Origin of the sequence: Corynebacterium kalidii (genome assembly GCF_022869005.1) — a bacterium.
GTDB lineage: Bacteria > Actinomycetota > Actinomycetes > Mycobacteriales > Mycobacteriaceae > Corynebacterium > Corynebacterium kalidii.
Window position 1 is genome coordinate 427,803 of sequence record NZ_JALIEA010000011.1, and the last position, 18,594, is coordinate 446,396.

Annotated in this window: 16 protein-coding genes; 15 read left to right on the forward strand and 1 reads right to left on the reverse strand. The window is 68.5% G+C overall.

The window, feature by feature from the left end; genetic code table 11:
• Window position 1: 1 nt before the first annotated feature.
• The 15 genes from rsmI (at window position 2) to ppk2 (ending at window position 16,708) form a co-directional block, all read left to right on the forward strand.
• Window positions 2-922 (forward strand): 16S rRNA (cytidine(1402)-2'-O)-methyltransferase, encoded by a 921-nt coding sequence (rsmI, locus tag MUN33_RS05125; RefSeq protein WP_244803808.1) that lies wholly within the window; start codon window positions 2-4, stop codon window positions 920-922.
• A gap of 200 nt (window positions 923-1,122) precedes the next feature.
• Entirely contained in the window at window positions 1,123-2,811 is a 1,689-nt protein-coding gene (locus MUN33_RS05130) for a BCCT family transporter (protein WP_244803961.1), read from the forward strand.
• Between the two features lie 88 nt (window positions 2,812-2,899).
• Window positions 2,900-4,729, forward strand: coding sequence for a methionine--tRNA ligase (gene metG, locus MUN33_RS05135; protein WP_244803809.1), 1,830 nt, complete (start codon window positions 2,900-2,902; stop codon window positions 4,727-4,729).
• 7 nt (window positions 4,730-4,736) lie between these two features.
• Window positions 4,737-5,417: a TenA family protein gene (locus tag MUN33_RS05140; RefSeq protein ID WP_244803810.1), complete on the forward strand. Its 681-nt coding sequence runs from the start codon at window positions 4,737-4,739 to the stop codon at window positions 5,415-5,417.
• Window positions 5,418-5,427: 10 nt separating this feature from the next.
• Window positions 5,428-6,258: a TatD family hydrolase gene (locus tag MUN33_RS05145; RefSeq protein ID WP_244803811.1), complete on the forward strand. Its 831-nt coding sequence runs from the start codon at window positions 5,428-5,430 to the stop codon at window positions 6,256-6,258.
• Between the two features lie 177 nt (window positions 6,259-6,435).
• Window positions 6,436-7,587, forward strand: coding sequence for a resuscitation-promoting factor (locus tag MUN33_RS05150; protein ID WP_244803812.1), 1,152 nt, complete (start codon window positions 6,436-6,438; stop codon window positions 7,585-7,587).
• 62 nt (window positions 7,588-7,649) lie between these two features.
• Complete coding sequence (gene rsmA / locus MUN33_RS05155) at window positions 7,650-8,567, forward strand: 16S rRNA (adenine(1518)-N(6)/adenine(1519)-N(6))-dimethyltransferase RsmA (protein ID WP_244803813.1); 918 nt, start codon at window positions 7,650-7,652, stop codon at window positions 8,565-8,567.
• Window positions 8,564-9,613 (forward strand): 4-(cytidine 5'-diphospho)-2-C-methyl-D-erythritol kinase, encoded by a 1,050-nt coding sequence (locus MUN33_RS05160; protein WP_244803814.1) that lies wholly within the window; start codon window positions 8,564-8,566, stop codon window positions 9,611-9,613. The genes rsmA and MUN33_RS05160 overlap by 4 nt, the downstream gene beginning before the upstream one ends.
• Before the next feature lie 63 nt (window positions 9,614-9,676).
• Window positions 9,677-11,515, forward strand: coding sequence for an ABC-F family ATP-binding cassette domain-containing protein (locus tag MUN33_RS05165; RefSeq protein ID WP_244803815.1), 1,839 nt, complete (start codon window positions 9,677-9,679; stop codon window positions 11,513-11,515).
• Between the two features lie 22 nt (window positions 11,516-11,537).
• On the forward strand, window positions 11,538-13,388 hold the full coding sequence (locus MUN33_RS05170) for an alpha/beta hydrolase (protein ID WP_244803816.1): 1,851 nt from the start codon (window positions 11,538-11,540) through the stop codon (window positions 13,386-13,388).
• Between the two features lie 466 nt (window positions 13,389-13,854).
• Entirely contained in the window at window positions 13,855-14,385 is a 531-nt protein-coding gene (locus tag MUN33_RS05175; RefSeq protein ID WP_244803817.1) for a hypothetical protein, read from the forward strand.
• Window positions 14,385-14,585: a hypothetical protein gene (locus tag MUN33_RS05180; protein ID WP_244803818.1), complete on the forward strand. Its 201-nt coding sequence runs from the start codon at window positions 14,385-14,387 to the stop codon at window positions 14,583-14,585. The genes MUN33_RS05175 and MUN33_RS05180 overlap by 1 nt, the downstream gene beginning before the upstream one ends.
• Window positions 14,586-14,995: 410 nt before the next feature.
• Window positions 14,996-15,319 carry a putative quinol monooxygenase gene (locus tag MUN33_RS05185; RefSeq protein ID WP_244803819.1) on the forward strand — a complete coding sequence of 108 codons (324 nt, stop codon included), beginning with the start codon at window positions 14,996-14,998 and terminating at the stop codon, window positions 15,317-15,319.
• Window positions 15,320-15,496: 177 nt separating this feature from the next.
• Entirely contained in the window at window positions 15,497-15,682 is a 186-nt protein-coding gene (locus MUN33_RS05190; RefSeq protein WP_244803820.1) for a hypothetical protein, read from the forward strand.
• Window positions 15,683-15,808: 126 nt separating this feature from the next.
• Window positions 15,809-16,708 carry a polyphosphate kinase 2 gene (gene ppk2, locus MUN33_RS05195; RefSeq protein ID WP_244803821.1) on the forward strand — a complete coding sequence of 300 codons (900 nt, stop codon included), beginning with the start codon at window positions 15,809-15,811 and terminating at the stop codon, window positions 16,706-16,708.
• Window positions 16,709-16,720: 12 nt separating this feature from the next.
• Here ppk2 and MUN33_RS05200 read toward each other — a convergent pair whose 3' ends face one another.
• The gene (locus tag MUN33_RS05200; RefSeq protein ID WP_244803822.1) at window positions 16,721-18,583 is read right to left on the reverse strand and encodes an AMP-dependent synthetase/ligase; all 1,863 of its coding nucleotides are present in this window, start codon (window positions 18,581-18,583) and stop codon (window positions 16,721-16,723) included.
• Window positions 18,584-18,594: the final 11 nt, after the last annotated feature.

Here is an 18,594-nt window from a genome sequence, read left to right on the forward strand (position 1 = left end):
CATGCAGGACAACACCCCGGAAGACAACACCGTGCACAGCGCCGTCGGACGCGCGGTGGACCGCGCCCAGGCCGACCGTCCTCTCCCCGCGGGCGGGGTGATCCTCGCGGCGACGCCGCTGGGCAACCCCCTGGACGCCTCGATCCGGCTGATCGACGCACTCGGCAGCGCCGACATCGTGGCTGCCGAGGACACCCGTCGGACCCGTGCCCTCGCTGACGCGCTCGGCGTGGAGGTTACCGGGAAGATCGTCTCCAACTTCGACCACAACGAGAACGACCGGGCAGCCGGGCTGGTCGCGCAGGCGGCGGCCGGGGCGCGGGTACTCGTGGTCACCGACGCCGGCATGCCCTCGGTCTCGGACCCCGGGTTCCCCCTGGTCCAGGCCGCGCAGGACGCCGGGGTCCCGGTGACCTGCCTGCCGGGCCCCTCGGCGGTACCCACCGCGCTCGCCCTGTCCGGGGTGGGGGTCGGCCACTTCGCCTTCGACGGCTTCGCCCCCCGCAAGGACGGCGCCCGACGCCAGTGGCTGGAGTCCGTACGGGACTCCGGACGGGCGGTGAGCTTCTTCGAGTCGCCCCACCGGTTGGCGGCGACGCTGGCCACGGCGGCGGAGGTGTGCGGCCCGGACCGCGAGGCGGCGGTGTGCCGCGAACTGACCAAGACCTACGAGGAGGTCGTCCGGGGACCGTTGGGTGAGCTCGCCCGGTGGGCCGCCGACGGTGTCCGCGGGGAGATCACCGTGGTGATCTCCGCGTCCTCCGGCGACGGCGGACGCACGCCGGAGGAACTGGTCGGGGAGGTCGAGCAGAAGGTTGCCGCCGGCCAGCGGATGAAGGACGCGACCCGCGACGTTTCCGCTGTGCACGGGGTGTCGCGCCGGGAGCTCTACGAGGCTGTCCTCACCGCCCGCGACAGCTGACCCGCGGCAGGGGCGCGCGGCCGGATTCAGGGTCTCCCGGGTCCGTACGCGGGCAGTATGGCAGAGTGGTCTCCATGTCCGTTTCAGAAGAGAACTCACAATCCGACGATCCCGGCCCCCATGGCACCGGCTCCGACGGTGCGCCTTTCACCGATCCGGGCCTCAATCTGGAGAAGATCTCCCCGGTTGCCACGGAGGACATGCTGCCGCCGCCGGCCGAGGATGAGAACGCGAAGATCGACAAGGCAGTGGTGTTCTTCGCCGCGCTGATCGTCCTCGCCGTGGTCGCCTGGGGCCTGATCGCCCCGGACAACTTCGCCGGCTTCGCCGCGAGCGCCCTCGACTTCGTGGTGACCGACTTCGGTTGGGTCTACATCATCGCGGGGTCGGTGTTCGTCTTCTTCATCCTGTGGGTCGCCCTGAGCAAGTTCGGTAACGTCCGTCTCGGACAGGACAATGAACGTCCGGAGTTCAACGCCGCGAGCTGGATCGCGATGATGTTCGCCGCCGGTATGGGCATCGGCCTGATGTTCTACGGTGTCGCCGAACCGTTGAACTTCTACCGCAGCGGCGTGCCCGGTGAGGCCACGGAGAGCATCCCGGTCTCCTTCTCGACGACGTTGTTCCACTGGACGCTGCACCCGTGGGCCATCTACGCCATCGTCGGTCTCGCGATCGCCTACGGCACCTTCCGCTTGGGCCGCAAGCAGCTGCTGAGCTCGGCGTTCATCCCGCTGATCGGGGTGCGTCGTGCCGAGGGCTGGCTGGGCAAGCTGATCGACGTGCTGTCGATCTTCGCCACGGTCTTCGGCACGGCGGCGTCGCTGGGCCTGGGTGCGCTGCAGATCGCGTCCGGGCTCGACGCCACCGGTATGGTCCACAGCCCCGGTATCGGCTGGCTGCTGCTGATCATCGGTGTGCTCGGCGTCTGCTTCCTGATCTCGGCGTTCTCCGGGGTCAGCAAGGGCGTCCAGTACGTGTCGAACTTCAACATGGTCGCTGCCGCGGTGCTGGCACTGTTCGTCCTGGTCGTCGGCCCCACCGTCGTCATCGCGAACACCGTGCCGACCGCGTTCGGCAACTACATCCAGGAGTTCTTCGGCATGGCCGCCCGCACCGCGGACTCCGCCCCGGGGATGGACGAGTGGCTCGCCGGCAACACCCTGTTCTACTGGGCGTGGTGGATCTCCTGGTCGCCCTTCGTCGGCACCTTCATCGCCCGGATCTCCCGTGGACGCACGGTCCGCGAGTTCATCCTGGTGGTCATGCTGGTCCCCACCGCGGTGTCGGTGGTCTGGTTCGCCATCTTCGGCGGCAGTGCGATCCACCTGGAGGAGTCGGGGACCGACGTCTTCGGCGACGGCACCTCCGAGTACATGCTGTTCAACCTGTTGCACGAGCTTCCGCTGGGCACCCTGTCCTCGGTGATCGCGATGGTCCTGCTGGCCACGTTCTTCATCACCTCGGCGGACTCCGCGTCCACCGTGATGGGCACGATGAGCCAGAACGGCAAGCTCATCGCCGACCGGAAGATCACCGTGCTGTGGGGGCTGCTCACCGCACTGATCGCCGTGGTGCTGCTGGTGTCCGGCGGGGACGACGCCCTCAACAGTCTCCAGTCGGTGACGATTATCGCGGCCAGCCCGTTCGTGGTGCTCATCTGCTTCCTGTGCCTGGCGATCTACAAGGGTCTGTCCCAGGACCCCCTGTTCCTCGACGAGAAGCAGAAGCGGGCCTTCTCCCTGCGGCTGGCGCGTGAGCGCCGCCACCAGGAGACCGAGGAGGCACGCGCGGAGCGTCTGCGTCGCCGCCGCGAACGCGGAGGCGCGCTGGTGCCCAAGCCCAAGCGGCCCGCCAAGAAGAAGGGGAACCAGGCCGGTTCCGACTAGTCGCCGACCCGCCCGGCCGACGAGCGCGCACCAGAGGAATTCTGCCCCTGGTGCGCGCTTCCTCTGTGTCATGCCTTAATCTGGTCGCATGTCGAAACACGTGCTCACCGCCGTTGCCTGGCCCTACGCAAATGGACCCCGTCACATCGGACATGTCGCCGGATTCGGCGTCCCGTCGGATGTCTTCGCCCGGTTCCAGCGAATGTCGGGGAACAAGGTCCTGATGGTGTCGGGCACCGACGAGCACGGTACCCCGCTGCTGGTGCAGGCGGAGAAGGAGGGCGTGGGCGTCCAGGAGCTCGCCGACCGGTACAACCGGGTCATCGTCGAGGACCTCGCCGGGCTCGGCCTGTCCTACGACCTGTTCACCCGGACGACCACGCGTAACCACTACGCGGTGGTGCAGGAGCTCTTCCGTGGGCTCAACGACAACGGCTACATGGTGCGTCAGACCACCACCGGTGCGATCAGTCCGTCGACCGGGCGGACCCTGCCCGACCGCTTCATCGAGGGGACGTGCCCGCTCTGCGGTGCCACGGACGCCCGCGGTGACCAGTGTGACAACTGCGGTAACCAGCTGGATCCGGCCGACCTGATCGACCCGCGGTCGAAGATCAACGGGGAGACCCCCGACTTCGTCGAGACCGAGCACTTCATGCTCGACCTCCCGGCGGTGGCGGAGGCCCTGGAGACATGGCTGACCAGCCGCGACGGCTGGCGTCCCAACGTCCTGAAGTTCTCCCTCAACCTGCTCAAGGACATGCGTCCGCGGGCGATGAGCCGCGACATCGACTGGGGCGTGCCGATCCCGATCGAGGGGTGGCAGGACAACAACGCCAAGAAGCTCTACGTCTGGTTCGACGCGGTCATCGGCTACCTTTCCGCCTCGATCGAGTGGGCCTGGCGTTCCGGCAAGCCCGAGGCCTGGCGTGACTGGTGGTCCGACCCCGAGGCCCTGTCCTACTACTTCATGGGCAAGGACAACATCACCTTCCACTCCCAGATCTGGCCGGGCGAGCTGCTGGGCTACGCGGGCAAGGGCGCCCACGGCGGCGAGGCCGGGGAGTTCGGCGAGCTGAACCTGCCGACCGAGGTCGTCTCGTCGGAGTTCCTGACGATGTCCGGGTCGAAGTTCTCCTCGTCGAAGGGCGTGGTGATCTACGTGCGCGACTTCCTGGAGGAGTTCGGTCCGGACGCGCTGCGCTACTTCATCTCCGTCGCCGGTCCCGAGAACATGGACACCGACTTCACCTGGGACGAGTTCGTGCGCCGGATCAACACCGAACTCGCCAACGGCTGGGGCAACCTGGTCAACCGGACCGTGTCCATGGCACACAAGAACTTCGGCGAGATCCCGGCCGCCGGCGAGTTCACCGCCGAGGACACCGACCTGCTGGACGACGCCGCCGCGGCGTTCGACACCGTCGCCGACTGCCTGGAGAACTCCCGCTTCAAGGCGGGCCTGGCCGAGGCGATGCGCATCGTGGACCGCGCGAACCAGTACATCGCGGCGCAGGAGCCGTGGAAGCTGGCGAAGGACGACGCCCTGCGCGAGCGCCTCGCCACGGTCCTGCACACCGCGCTGCAGGTCGTCTCGGACGCCAATACGCTGCTGACCCCGTACCTCCCCTTCTCCGCGCAGCAGGTCTTCGAGACCCTGGGCGGCACCGGGGTGTGGGCGGCCCAGCCGACGGTGGTCGAGGTCACCGACGATTCGCCGCGCACGCCGGTGGGCGTGGGGCTGCCGGCCGAGGGACGTAGCTACCCGGTCATCATGGGCGACTACGACTCCCAGCAGGCGGTCTGGCGACGCACCCCGTTGACCCCGGGCACCCCGCTGTCCAAGCCTTCGCCGCTGTTCACGAAGCTGGACCCCGAGCTCGCGGAGACGGGCCCGTCCTGGGCCCCGGTGGAGTAGGACGGCCATGGACGACGGACGCGTCACCGACCGGTTGCTCGCCGAGCACCGCGACACCTGGGACGCCGCGGTGACCCACCGGTTCATCCGGGAGCTCTTCGCCGGCACCCTGCCGGACGAGGTGATGGCGTCCTACCTGGTGCAGGACTACCGCTTCGTCGACGGGTTCATGGCCCTGCTCGGCGCCGCCGTCGCCACGGCGGACAACTACCCCTCCCGGCACCGGCTGGCGCAGTTCATCGGCGAGGTCGCCGGTGACGAGGACACCTACTTCGTCGAGGCGATGGAGGAGCTCGGCGCCGGGGACGCCGGGGACATCCCCGACACGTCCTCCACCGCCGGTTTCCGGACGCTCTTCGCCGAGGCGGCGGGGACCGGCAACTACGCGGCGATCGTGTCGGTGCTGGTGGTGTGTGAGTGGCTCTACCTGGACTGGGCCACCCGGGAGTCGAACCGGGCGGCGGCCCCGGCGGGCAACGGCGGCTACCCGCTGCGCCACGTCCACGCCGAGTGGGTCCGGCTGCACGACTACCCGGGATTCCACGACCTCGTCGCGTTCCTGCGTGACGAGGTCGACCGCGCCGCGACGCGCTCACCCGGGGACGGGGCGATGGCCCGGGAGTACTTCCGGCGCACCGTGGAGCTCGAGCTGGCGTTCTTCGACGAGACCCTGCCGCCGGCACGCTAGCCTGGGGACCATGTCACGTAGGAAGCCACGTCCTGTCCCCGTCCCGCCCGAACCGCTGGGGGAGCTGTTCGACGCACACACCCACCTGACGTCCTGCGCGGACCCCGCCCGGGCGTTGATGGACCGCGCCGCGGCGGTGGGGGTCCGCGGTGTGTGCACCGTCGGCGACGGGATCGAGGAGGCGGAACAGGCGCTGGCGTTGGCGCAGGAGGACGACCGCGTCGTCGCCGCGTGCGCCGTCCACCCGACGAAGGCGCAGGAACTCACCGACGGGGTACGCGAGCGTCTGCGCGCCCTGGTCGCCGACCCCCGCTGCGTGGCGGTGGGGGAGACGGGGCTGGACACCTACTGGATCACCCACGACCCCGGCCGTACCGCACCCCTGGACGTCCAGGAGGAGGCGTTGCGGTGGCACATGGACCTGGCCGCGGAGGTCGGCAAGCCGCTGATGATCCACAACCGGGAGGCCGACGACGACCTCATGCGGGTGCTCGCGGACGCACCGTCGGACCTCACGGTGATGCTGCACTGTTTCTCGTCGCCGCTGGACCTCGCGGTCGAGGCGGTGGAGCGGGGCTACTACCTGAGCTTCTGCGGCAACGTCACGTTCAGGCGCAACGAGGAACTGCGGCAGGCGGCGGCACGGGTGCCGGCGGACCGGATCCTGGTGGAGACCGACGCGCCGTACATGACTCCCGAACCGTTCCGGGGGGCACGCAACGAACCGGCGTTCGTGGGGTACACGGCCCGGCTGCTCGCCGAGGTGCGCGGTGTCGACGCCGACGAGTTCGCCGCCACGGTGTCGGCGAACGCCAGGAGGCTCTACGGGTTACCGGAGTGACCTGTGTGACGAACAGGGGTGATCCTGGTGACACTGACGCGCCCGGATCGGCGGATCGCTTGATCGTGACCCAATCGTTACCGTATCGTGATCAACGTTATGTCGGTTGTCCTGAACCGTCGTCCCCGTCTGTCTCGCTGACACACAGGTACGACGCCACCGGAGGTAGAAGAGCGCGTGTCCCCCAAGAAGAAGTCCACCCTGCACCGTATCAACAGCACCAGCTCGGTCCCGCTGCGCGCGGCGACCGGCGGCATGCTGGCGGTGCTGGTTGTCGGCGGCACCGTCGTGGCGACCAACCACAAGGACGTCACCCTCGACGTCAACGGTGAGATCATCCAGGCCAGCGCGCTGTCCGGCGATGTCCGGGGCCTGCTCGAGGACAACAACATCGACGTCGACGACCGGGCCATGGTCACCCCGGGGCTCGACGAGTCGGTGGAGAACAACGGGACCGTCACGGTCCGCTCGGCCCGCCAGGTCGCACTGACCGTCGACGGGCAGCCCAAGTCCGTCGACACCACCTCGCTCACCGTCGCCGACCTGCTCTCCGAGCTCGGTTACGAGGGCAACGCCGCCGCGCTCTCCGAGGGTGGCGGCGCCCAGATCCCCGTCGAGGGGATGGAACTCAACATCACCACCCCGCGGGACTTCACCCTGAACGACGGCACCCCCGGTGAGGAACCGGCCCGTCTGTCCCTCGCCGCGGCGACGGTGGGCGAGGCCCTGGAGATGCGCGGCACCCCGCTCGGCAAGGACGACGTCGTCACCCCGGCCGCCGACACCCCGCTGACCCCGGGCACCCACGTCGAGGTCCACCGCGTCAGCACCGACGAGGTCACCGAAGAGCGTCCCTTCGACCCGCCGGTCACGGTCAAGGAGGACCCGGAGAAGCCCGAGGGCGAGGAGGAGGTCCTCGAGGAGGGTTCCGCCGGCCGGGAGAAGGTCACCTTCAGGATCACCACCACCAACGGCGAGGAGACCGACCGCGAGGTCGTCAAGCGGACCGAGCTGGAGCCGGCGACGGAGCGCGTCGTGGTGCGCGGCACCAAGCGCACCTCCAGCGCCGCCGCCGTGCCCGGTGGCACCGTGTGGGACGAGCTGGTGCAGTGCGAGGCCACCGGCGACTGGTCGGCCAACACCGGCAACGGTTTCTCCGGCGGCCTGCAGTTCACCCCGTCCACCTGGGCGGCGTACGGCGGCACGGAGTACGCCCCGGAGGCGCACATGGCCTCCCGCGAGGAGCAGATCGCCGTGGCCGAGAAGGTCCAGGCCGCGCAGGGCTGGGGCGCATGGCCGGCCTGCACCTCGAAGATGGGGCTGCGCTGACGGTTCCCCGTCCAGCACGTCCGGTTCGGGGGACCGGCCGTCGGCGACTAGGCTGGTGAACCGTGGAACCAGAGAACAGCACCGGCGTCCGTCTGCTCGGCCCCGGCGAGATCCGGGAGTTGGCGGCGGAGCTCGACGTCACCCCGACGAAGCGGCTCGGCCAGAACTTCGTCATCGACCCCAACACGGTCCGCCGGATCGTCAGCGCCGCGGACGTCGGCCCGGACGACCATGTCATCGAGGTCGGCCCAGGGCTCGGGTCGCTGACCCTGGCGTTGCTCGAGTCCGTCGGCGGGGTCACGGCCGTGGAGGTCGACCCGCGGCTGGCGGGGCGCCTGGAGCGCACCGTCGCCGACTACGCGCCGGAGCGCGCCGGTGACCTCACCGTGGTGACCGCCGACGCCCTGGCCATCCAGGCCGGTGACCTCGACGCGGAGCCGACGGCCCTGGTGGCCAACCTGCCCTACAACGTCTCCGTGCCGGTGCTGCTGCACCTGCTGGAGGTGTTCCCCGGCATCCGTCGGGTGCTGGTGATGGTGCAGCTGGAGGTCGCCGACCGCCTGGCGGCCGACCCGGGCAGCAAGGTGTTCGGCGTCCCCAGCGTGAAGGCCGGTTTCCACGGCCGCGTCCGCCGGGCGGGCGTCATCGGCAAGAACGTCTTCTGGCCGGCCCCGAAGATCGACTCCGGCCTCGTCCGCATCGACCGCTGGACCGACGACGACCGCCCGTGGCAGGCCACGGTGGACGAGCTGGGGGAGGACGTGCTGCGCCGGGAGGTCTTCGCGATCACCGACGCCGCCTTCCTGCAACGGCGCAAGACCCTGCGTGCCGCGCTGTCCGGCTACTTCGGGTCCGGCCCCGCGGCGGAGAAGGTGCTCACCGCCGCCGGGATCGACCCACGCGAGCGCGGGGAGAAGCTCGACACGGCGGCTTTCGTGGACCTGGCGGTGGCCTCCCTGACCGTGGGGCGTGACGTATGACGTCGGTGACCGCGACGGCGCAGGGGAAGGTGAACCTGCACCTGTCCGTGGGCGACGCCCGCGACGACGGGTACCACGAGCTGACCACCGTCTTCCAGGCCCTCGACCTCACCGAGACCGTGACCCTCACCGTCGCTGACGTCCACCAGGGCGTCCCCGCGGAGATGACGGACCTGGTCGGCACGGTCACGGTCACCGGCCGTGACGCGTCCAAGGTCCCGGCCGGCGACGACCTGGCCGACAACCTCGCCGTCCGCGGGGTGCTCTCGGTGCTGGAACGCTACCGCGACGACCTGGCCGGGGTGCCCTCGGCGACCTTCCCGGTCCTGGACATCCTCGTGGACAAGGGCGTCCCGGTGGCAGGCGGGATGGCGGGCGGCTCGGCGGACGCCGCGGCCGCGATGGTCGCCACCCGCGAGATCCTGCACGGTCCGGCGGCCGTGGACGACGGCTTCGACCGCACCCCGCGCCCCGACGACGCCATCCTGGCGGAGCTGGCGGGACGTCTCGGCGCGGACGTCCCCTTCTGCCTCACCGGCGGCACCGCCCTCGGCCACGGCAGGGGGGACGTCCTTGCCCCGGTCCTCACCCGCGGCACCTACCACTGGGCGTTGGCGATGGACCCGCGCGGACTGTCCACCGCCGAGGTCTTCGCCCGTCTGGACGACCAGCGCGCCGCGGCAGCCCGCGGTGAACGTCCGGACCAGCGGGCCGGCGGCCCCGCGGACGCACAGCGGGCCCTGCTCAGCGGGGACGTCGACGTCCTCGCCGCCTACCTGAACGGCTCGGTGGCCAACGACCTGCAGGCCCCGGCCATCAGCCTGAGCCCCGACCTGCGGCGTACGCTGGCGGCCGGCATGGACGCCGGCGCCCTGGCCTGCCTGGTGTCCGGGTCCGGTCCGACCGTCGCGATGCTGTGCCGGGACCGTGGGCATGCCGTGGACGTCGCGACCGCACTGTCTTCGGAGGGGGTCGGCGGCCGGGCCGTCCCCACCACCACCGCGGCATCCAGCCGGCACGGTGCGCGTATCGTGGCCCCCGCCTGACCGGTATTCACCGGCATCAACCGTCATCACCTGTCACCGACCGAGAGGATCCACCGAACCACCATGGCAATACCGGCGAACCTGATCAACCTGGAGAACGTCGAGAAGTCCTACGGGCTGAAGACCCTGCTCGACAAGGTCAGCCTGGGGGTCAACTCCGGCGACCGGATCGGTGTCGTCGGGTTGAACGGCGGGGGGAAGTCCACGCTGTTGCGGATCCTCTCCGGCGCCGACACCGTGGACGCCGGACGGGTGTCGCACAACAACGACCTACGCATGGCACGGGTCTCGCAGGACGTCCAGCTGGTGGGCGCCACCGTGGGGGCCTCCGTCCTGGAGCCGTTGGGCCTGCAGACCTACGAGTGGGCCTCGGACCCGCGGGTCCGGGAGGTGCTCCACGGCCTGGGTGTCGCCGACCTCGGTGACCGGGGGCTGGACACCCCGGTCGAGGGGCTCTCCGGTGGTGAACGGCGCCGCGTCGGCCTCGCGGCGGCACTGGTGCGTGACCTCGACCTGCTGATCCTGGACGAGCCGACCAACCACCTCGACGTCGAGGGTGTGCAGTGGTTGGCGTCCCACCTGCTGTCCCGTCGCTGCGCCCTGGTCGTCGTCACCCACGACCGGTGGTTCCTCGACACCGTCGCCAACCACACCTGGGAGGTGCACGACGGCGTGGTCGACGTGTACGACGGCGGCTACAACGACTGGACCTTCGCCCGCGCCGAGCGTGCCCGCCAGGCGGACGCCGCGGAACAGCGCCGGGCCAACCTGGCCCGCAAGGAACTCGCCTGGCTGCGCCGCGGAGCGCCGGCCCGGACCTCGAAACCGCGCTACCGGATCGAGGCGGCGGAGGCGTTGATCCGTGACGTCCCGGCCCCCCGCGACTCGGTGGAGCTGATGAGCTTCGCGACCCGCCGCCTGGGTAAGAAGGTCATCGAGCTCGAGGACGCCACCATCGCCACCCCGGACGGCCGGCCCCTGGTCGAGGACCTCACCTGGCGGCTCAACCCCGGTGAGCGTATCGGCCTGGTCGGTGTGAACGGCTCGGGGAAGACCACACTGCTGCGCACCCTCGCCGGCGAGTACCCGCTGGCGGCGGGGCGTCGTGTCGAGGGCCGGACGGTGAAGATCGGCTGGCTGCGCCAGGAGCTCGACGACCTCGACCCCACCCGGCGCCTCCTGGACGCCGTGGAGGACGTCGCCACCCGGGTGCAGATCGGGGACAAGGAGCTCACCGCGTCGCAGATGGCCGAGCGTCTCGGCTTCTCCGCGAAACGTCAGCGCACCCCGGTCGGCGACCTCTCCGGCGGCGAGCGTCGTCGTCTCCAGCTCACCCGGGTGCTCATGGCGGAGCCGAACGTGCTGCTGCTCGACGAGCCCACCAACGACCTCGACATCGACACCCTGCAGGAGCTCGAGAGCCTGCTCGACGGCTGGGCGGGGACCCTGGTGGTCATCTCCCACGACCGCTACCTCATCGAGCGCATCTGCGACTCCACCTGGGCGTTGTTCGGCGACGGCGACCTGACCAACCTTCCCGGCGGGATCACCCAGTACCTGGAGCGACGTGCCGGACAGGCGGCGGCGGAGAACCGGCACACCGGCAACATGGCGCTCGGTGGGGCGGAGGCTCCCCGGCAGACACAGGGCCTGTCCGCGCAGGAGGACCGTGCCCTGACCAAGGAACTCAACGCCCTGGAGCGTCGGATGTCGAAGCTCCAGGGCACCGTCGACGACCTGAACCGCCAGCTCGCCGAGGCGGCGGCCCCGCAGGACGGGAACATCGACACCGCCTTGCTCGCGGACCTCGACGCCCGGCTGACCGCGGCGAAGGACGAACACGACGAGCTCGAGATGACCTGGCTGGAGGTCGCTGAGCGGCGGGAGACCGGCGGGGCGTGACACTGCTAGACTCACCCCGGAGATGACGCAGAGTACGGGAGAGGCAGACGTGGCGGACGACGATTTCCCCGGCGTGATCGTCCGGAAGAACCACGGGGCCACCTCGACGGCGACGGACGAGCCCGCCCACACGGGGTTCCTCCGGCGTCTGATGGAGCCCAGTCCGTGGGGCCTGGTGGTGGGCGCCCTGATGTTCGCCCTCTCCCTGACCCCGTCGCTGCTGACCCGTGACTGGTTGTTCCAGGGCGTGGCGGCCGGGCTGTCTGCCGCGACCGGGCACTTCATCGGTGTCCTGCTGCAGTGGGTGTGGGTGCTGTGGATCCACGACCTGGTGTCGCCGCTGGTCCTGCTGCTCACCCGGGGCCGGTCGGTGCCGGAACGGTGGCGCCCCAGGCTCCAGATCGCGCTGATCGTGACGATCGTCGTCGCGCTGCTGGTGTGGATCCTCTTCGCCGTCCGCTGGCAGCGGGAGATCGCGGACCTGATGGGCGACGAGGCCTACTCCGCCGGTGAGTTCCTCAAGGTGCTCCCCGTCGGCCTGTTGTTGTGGGTCGGTTTCTACCTGGCGGGCAAGACGGTGGTCCGGGTGACGGTGCTGCTGGCGCGGGCCGTCCCCGGCCAGCACACCCGTTACGGGCTGAAGCTGCTCCTGTCGTGGAGTGTCGTGGGCCTGGTGACCGTCTTCCTGGCCGACCAGGTGCTGCCGGGAACCCTGTTGCGGGTGAGCGAGCAGGTGTTCTCGGTCCGTGACCAGGAGATCCGTGAGGATCTGGTCCGTCCCCACGTCAGCGAGCGCAGCGGCGGGCCCGGGTCGTTGAACGAGTGGGAGGACCTGGGGGCCTACGGCACCCGGTTCACTGCGTTGGGGCTGTACAAGGACGAGCTCGAGGAACTCACCGGGCGTCCCGCGGAGGAACCGATCCGGGTCTACGCCGGGCTGCACAGCGGCGACACGGACAGGGAGCGTGCGCTCAACGTGGTCGACGAACTCGAACGCACGAATGCGCAGGACCGCGAGGCGTTGATGATCGCCCCGACGACCGGGACCGGCTGGGTGAACCCCACGGCGGCCCAGGCGTTCGAGCTGATGTTCGGCGGCGACACCGCCATCGCCGCAGACCAGTACTCCTACCTGCCCAGCGCCATCCAGTTCATCACCGACCGCAACCGTGTGCGTGAGGCCGGCAAGGAGTTGATCGACGCCGTCTCGGAGTGGTGGCGCCGGCTGCCGGAGGACAACCGTCCGCGTCTCTACGTGTACGGCGAGTCGCTGGGGACCACGGCCGGCGAGGGCGGCTTCTCGGGGATCCGGGACATCGCCTCCACAGTGGACGGGGTGCTGTGGTTGGGGCCGCCGAACAGCAACGAGCTGTGGCGTGACTTCGTGTCCCGCCGTGACCCGGGCACCCGGGAGGTCGCCCCGGAGTACTCCGGCGGCATGATGGTGCGGTTCGCGGAGAACTCGGAGGAGATCCAGAAGTGGATCCGGGAACCCGCGGCGGACGGGACCGACTGGGGCGGTAGCCGCGTGCTCTACGTCCAGCATCCCTCGGACCCGGTGGTGTGGTGGTCGCCGAGCCTGCTCTTCCGCGAGCCGGACTGGCTGAAGGAAGCGCCCGGGTTCGACCGCTCGCCGACGATGCGGTGGATGCCGGTGGTGACCTTCTGGCAGGTCACCCTCGACCTTCCCCGGGCGGGCAACGTGCCCAACGGGCACGGCCACAACTACGGGACCTCGGTGCTGGACGGGCTGGTCGCGGTGGCGGGGGAGGACCGTTTCACCGTGGAGGACGTCGAACGGCTGCGCGGCCAGCTGGAGATCGCGATGGAGGACCAGGGGCCGGAGAAGGAGGTCGGGGTCGACAACGGGTGAGGGAGGTCGTCAGGTGACCTGGGCTCCATGATCGTCCTCATCCTCACCAGCCGCCCCGACCAGCGGCCAACCTCGGGCAGCGGTCCGGTGGAGTACCACCAGAAGGTCATCGACCAGATGCAGGTCTGGACTGACGAGCGCCGCGCTGCATGTCATCCGCGTACTGCTCTGCCGATGTCCCTGCCGAGATCCGCCACGACCTGTAGACCCACCGCCCGTAGGACCCTTGGACCCGCGCCGGGTTGAGCGCCGTGAGGAAGTCCGGGGATCTATACAAAGAGACGAAACCGATAAAAGGAGCATATGCCGTGATCCCCCTGGAAAGGGTAATGTCACGTTGTCGACTGCGGAGACTCTGTGATCATGCAACTGTGAGTTAGGCGTTCGAGGAAAAGATGTAAGAACTAACTTCCCGCTCGCCACAGTGCAAAAGCACTTATGCTGACTGACACTCGCGAGGAGACCCATGAAATTCAGGAAGACCGCCGTAGCCGTAGCTGCAGCGCTCGCACTAGGTGGGGCTCCCGTCTCACCAGTTGCTGCGCAAGGTCCGGGCGCTGTCGAGTCTGGAACAGAAATCAGCCCTGCGGCGATGGATGACTACATCAACATGGATATCGACGCTGCGCGAGCTCAGGACCCGCAGCTGTTCGACAAGAACATGAGGGCGCTCAATGAGAGCGACCGTCTCGATGAGTTCCTGGACAACAACTCGGTAGACCCGGCAGGCGAGAAGCAACGTCTTGCTGCGATCGGATCCGACGAGGGCATTCGCGAATTCGTCGACAGTCTGGATTCGGGGTATCAGGAGCGAGGTGGTGGTGACTCAACTCGGGTCTCGACTAAAGCTAAGTGCTGGAAGAGTTGGGTAGGAATTGGAGCATACACCATGGTTACCGGTGCCGCGTGTGGAGCCACCGGGCCAGTGGTCGGGACTGCCTGTGTAATTGGGGCTTCCGGCGCCGGCGAAAACATCAACTGGGATCGGTACTGCTAATGGCTGCAGTACGAGCGATTTCTGCCAGCGTTATCGTTGGTCTTGTCGTATTCTTCGTGGTTGCGTGGATTGCTGACTGGGAGCCGCAGTACGGCTTTCTGGTCTTCTTCTCAATTGTGGCTGCTATTGTCGACTACCTCACGGGTTTCGGGTCGAAGGTGCGCAGGAAGGATAAGGACGAACTCGTCGAGGACGAGTAGCTTCTCGACTCTTCGGGAGGATATCCGAATCATCCACGTAGCCGGAGGATCGAAGACTTCTGCAGGCCCCTCCCCACCAGCCTTCACTGTCCCGCCGACGGTGGGGCTTCCGGCGCATCCGCCTCGCGAAGGTCTGAGCCCCCAGTGCGGGGAGCTCGTCGGACGGCCCGGTCTGCGATCCGGGCGTGCCCACGAGGCGCCGCACAGGGTCTGTGAGGAGAGGGTGCGACCATCTCGCATCGCGCAGGAGGATGGTCCGCACGAACCGCCGGCTGCGGTCCAGGGGTATTTGGCCCATCGTTTGCCCGCCGGGGCGTGTCCAGACTGTGAAACGCGTGAACGGTGTACAACACGTGAAGCCCGGTGACCTGCGGTAACACAGTGCCCGCAGGTAGCGTAACCTGGATTCCATGATCTTGATCAACGTGCGTTTCCGCCCGCTTCCCGAATACGTCGAGAACTTCCGCGAGGTCGTCGCGGAGTTCACCGAGGCCACCCGTGCCGAGGAAGGCAACCTGTGGTTCGACTGGTTCCGTGGCACTGACGACCCCTCCGAGTACTTCCTGGTCGAGGCCTTCGCCGACGGTGCGGACGGCCCCCACGTCAACAGCGACCACTTCGCCGCGGCATGTGAGCTCTTCCCGACGGTGCTCTCGGAGACCCCGCAGATCATCAACACCTCCATCCCCGGCAAGACCGAGTGGGACCGCATGGCGGAGTTCTCCGTGGAGTGACCTGCCCCACACGAATGTTGTGTATATAACTAGATCCTCACAGGAGAATATCACCCCGTACGGGGTTGAATTCATCCTGCGCTGAGGTGATCTGCCCCGATGTCTGTACAGTTCGTCCGGTAGCCCGTGCACACGGGCTGTTTATACCCGTGTACCTTAACTGAAAGGCAGATCATCATGATCGACTTCCTGCAGAGCCTCTTCGGCGACATCGTCGAGGCCATCAAGTCCCTCTTCGACAGCATCTCGGGCTCCGACGGAATCCTGGGTTCCGAGGGTGGCGACGGTGCAGGTGCTGGCGACGGCAACACCCCGGGCGACGACATCACCCCGGGCACCGACAACGGCGGGAACCAGGAGTAGCTCACTCCCCGGTGACTGCCCGACAGGCCCCCAGGCTCCGGCCCGGGGGCCTGCCGCATGTCCGGGGGTGGGGTGGGACCGCGAGGATGACTCCGGTGGGGCGCCCCGCCCGGTAGGATTCCCCTTATGTCACCACAGCATGGACCGGGGCCGGAGGCCCCCGCGGAGAACCCGACGCGGACCCGTCCGCCGAAGTTGGACAAGAAGGCCTACGAGAAGGAGCTCAAGAAACTCCAGGCGGACCTCGTCGACATGCAGCAGTGGGTCCGGGAGACCGGGTCGCGCGTGGTGATCATCATGGAGGGCCGCGACGCCGCCGGGAAGGGGTCGGCGATCAAGCGGATCACCCAGTACCTCAACCCACGGTTCTGCCGGGTGGAGGCGCTGCCGGCGCCCACCTCCCGTGAACAGGGGCAGTGGTACTTCCAGCGGTACGTGGAGAAGCTCCCCACCGCCGGTGAGATCGTGATCTTCGACCGGTCCTGGTACAACCGTGCCGGGGTGGAGCGGGTGATGGGGTTCTGCTCGGCGTCCGAGTACCGCCGGTTCCTGCACCAGGCGCCGATCTTCGAGCGCCTGCTCGTGGAGGACGGGATCATGCTGCGCAAGTACTGGTTCTCCGTCTCCGACGAAGAGCAGGTCGCCAGGTTCACCTCACGCCGCAACGATCCCCTGCGGCAGTGGAAACTCTCGCCGATGGACCTGCAGTCCATCACCCGGTGGGAGGACTACTCTCGGGCGAAGGACGAGATGTTCGCGCACACCGACACCCCCACCGCCCCGTGGTACACCGTGGAGAGCGAGGACAAGAAGCGCTCCAGGATCAACGTGATCAACCACATCCTGGCGTCGGTGCCGTGGGAGAAGGTCGAGCACACTCCGCCGCGTATCCCGGAGCGCCCGGAGGTCGCGTCGGACTACGAGCGGCCTCCCCGGACGGAGTTCCGCTACGTCCCCGACCGGGCGGCCGACCTGGAGCAGGGGGCCCAGAAGAAGCAGAAGAGGAAGAAGGGGAAGCGGGGCTAGGTGCCTCCCCGCTCACTCGTAGTGAGCGGCGATCTCGTTGTCGAAGTGCTCGTGGATCACCTTGCGCCGCAGTTTCAGTGACGGGGTGATCTCCTGGTACTCCACGCCGAGGTCACGGTGCAGGACGGTGAACTTCTTGATCTGCTCCCACCGGTTCAGGTGGCTGTTGAGCTCGTCGATGTAGCCCTGCACCATCTCCCGGGTGACGGGGGCGGCGACGATCTCGCGGTAGGTGCCGGAGACACCCGAACGTTCCGCCCAAGCGGTCACGGCGTCCTCGTCCAGTGTGACGAGTGCGGACACGTAGGGCCTGTCGTTGCCGATGACGACCAGCTGGCTGGCGACCGGGCACAGGCCCTTGAACTTAGCCTCGATCTGCGCGGGGGCAACGTACTTGCCGTTGGAGGTCTTGAACAGCTCCTTCTTGCGGTCGGTGATCTTCACCCGGCCCTCGTTGTCCATCTCGCCGATGTCGCCGGTGTGGAACCACCCGTCGGCGTCGAGGACCTCGGCGGTGGCTTCGGGATTGTTGTGGTAGCCGTCCATCACGCCCGGGCCCTTGATCAGGACCTCGCCGTCCTCGGCGATACGTGCCTCGATGCCCTCCATCGGCCGGCCCACGTACCCGGCACGGTAGATGTGCGGGCGGGTGAGGCAGGTCGCGGCACTGGTCTCGGTGAGGCCGTACCCTTCCAGGATGGGCATGCCGGCGGCGCCGAACCAGCGGGCGATGTCGGTGTTCAGTGCGGCGGAACCGGAGATGAAGTAGTTGACGTTGCCCCCGAAGCGTTCGCGGATCTTCGACATCACGAGGCGGTCGCCGATCTTCGCCTGCAGCCGGACCCACGCGCTGGCGGAACCGACCCCGTGGTCGGCGTCGAAGACCTGGACACCGGTCCGGCTGGCCCAGTGGAAGAGCTTCTCCTTCACTCCGCCCTCCGAGGCCATCATCGTGGCCACGCCGTTGTAGGCCTTCTCGAAGATACGCGGCGCGGACCCCATGAAGGTGGGTTTGACGACGGCGAGGTTGCCGATGATCTTGTCGATACGACCGTCGATCGCGGTCTCGAACCCGATGTGGACGGGCAGCACGAGCAGCAGCTTGCCCATCACGTGGGCCAACGGCAGCCAGAGGAACTGCTTGTCGTCGATGGTGAGGAACTCCTCGGGGCCGGACCTGGCCGTGGCCTCGGCCGAGTGCGCCTCGAACACCCACACCCGGTGGGGCAGCCGGACGCCCTTGGGGCGGCCGGTGGTGCCCGAGGTGTAGATCAGGGTGGACAGGTGCTCGAGACGGGTCGCGTCGATACGGTCGTCGACGGCCGTGGGGTTGTCGGCCAGGTAGGCCCGTCCACGCTCGCGCAGGTCGTCCAGGGTGACCACCCACCCCGGTGCCTCGGTGTCGAGCTCCTCGGGGACGTCCCCGCTGAACAGGACGACCGACTGCACGTCGGGGATCTCGTCCCGGAGTGCGAGGAGCTTGTCCACCTGCTCGCGGTCCTCGGCGAAGACCACGCGGGACCCTGAGTCGGCGAGGATGAACGAGACGTCGTCGGCGACGGTGGTGGGGTAGACCGTCACCGTCGCCGCGGAGGCGTACATGATGCCGTAGTTGGCCAGCGCCCACTCGTAGCGGGTGGAGCTGGCGATGGCGACGCGTTCCTCGGCCTCGATGCCCATCGACATCAGTCCCCCGGCGACCTCCGCGGCCTGTGTGCCCAGTTCCGACCAGGTCACGGCGGTCCAGGTCTCCGTCCCGTCGCCTGCGACGACCGGGTAACTGTACGCCCTGCGGTCGGGGGTCTGCCTGATCCGGTTGCGCAGCATGTGGCCCACGGACTGGATGGCGGGGTCGATCGGAACGGCGGTTGTCATGTCTTCTCTCC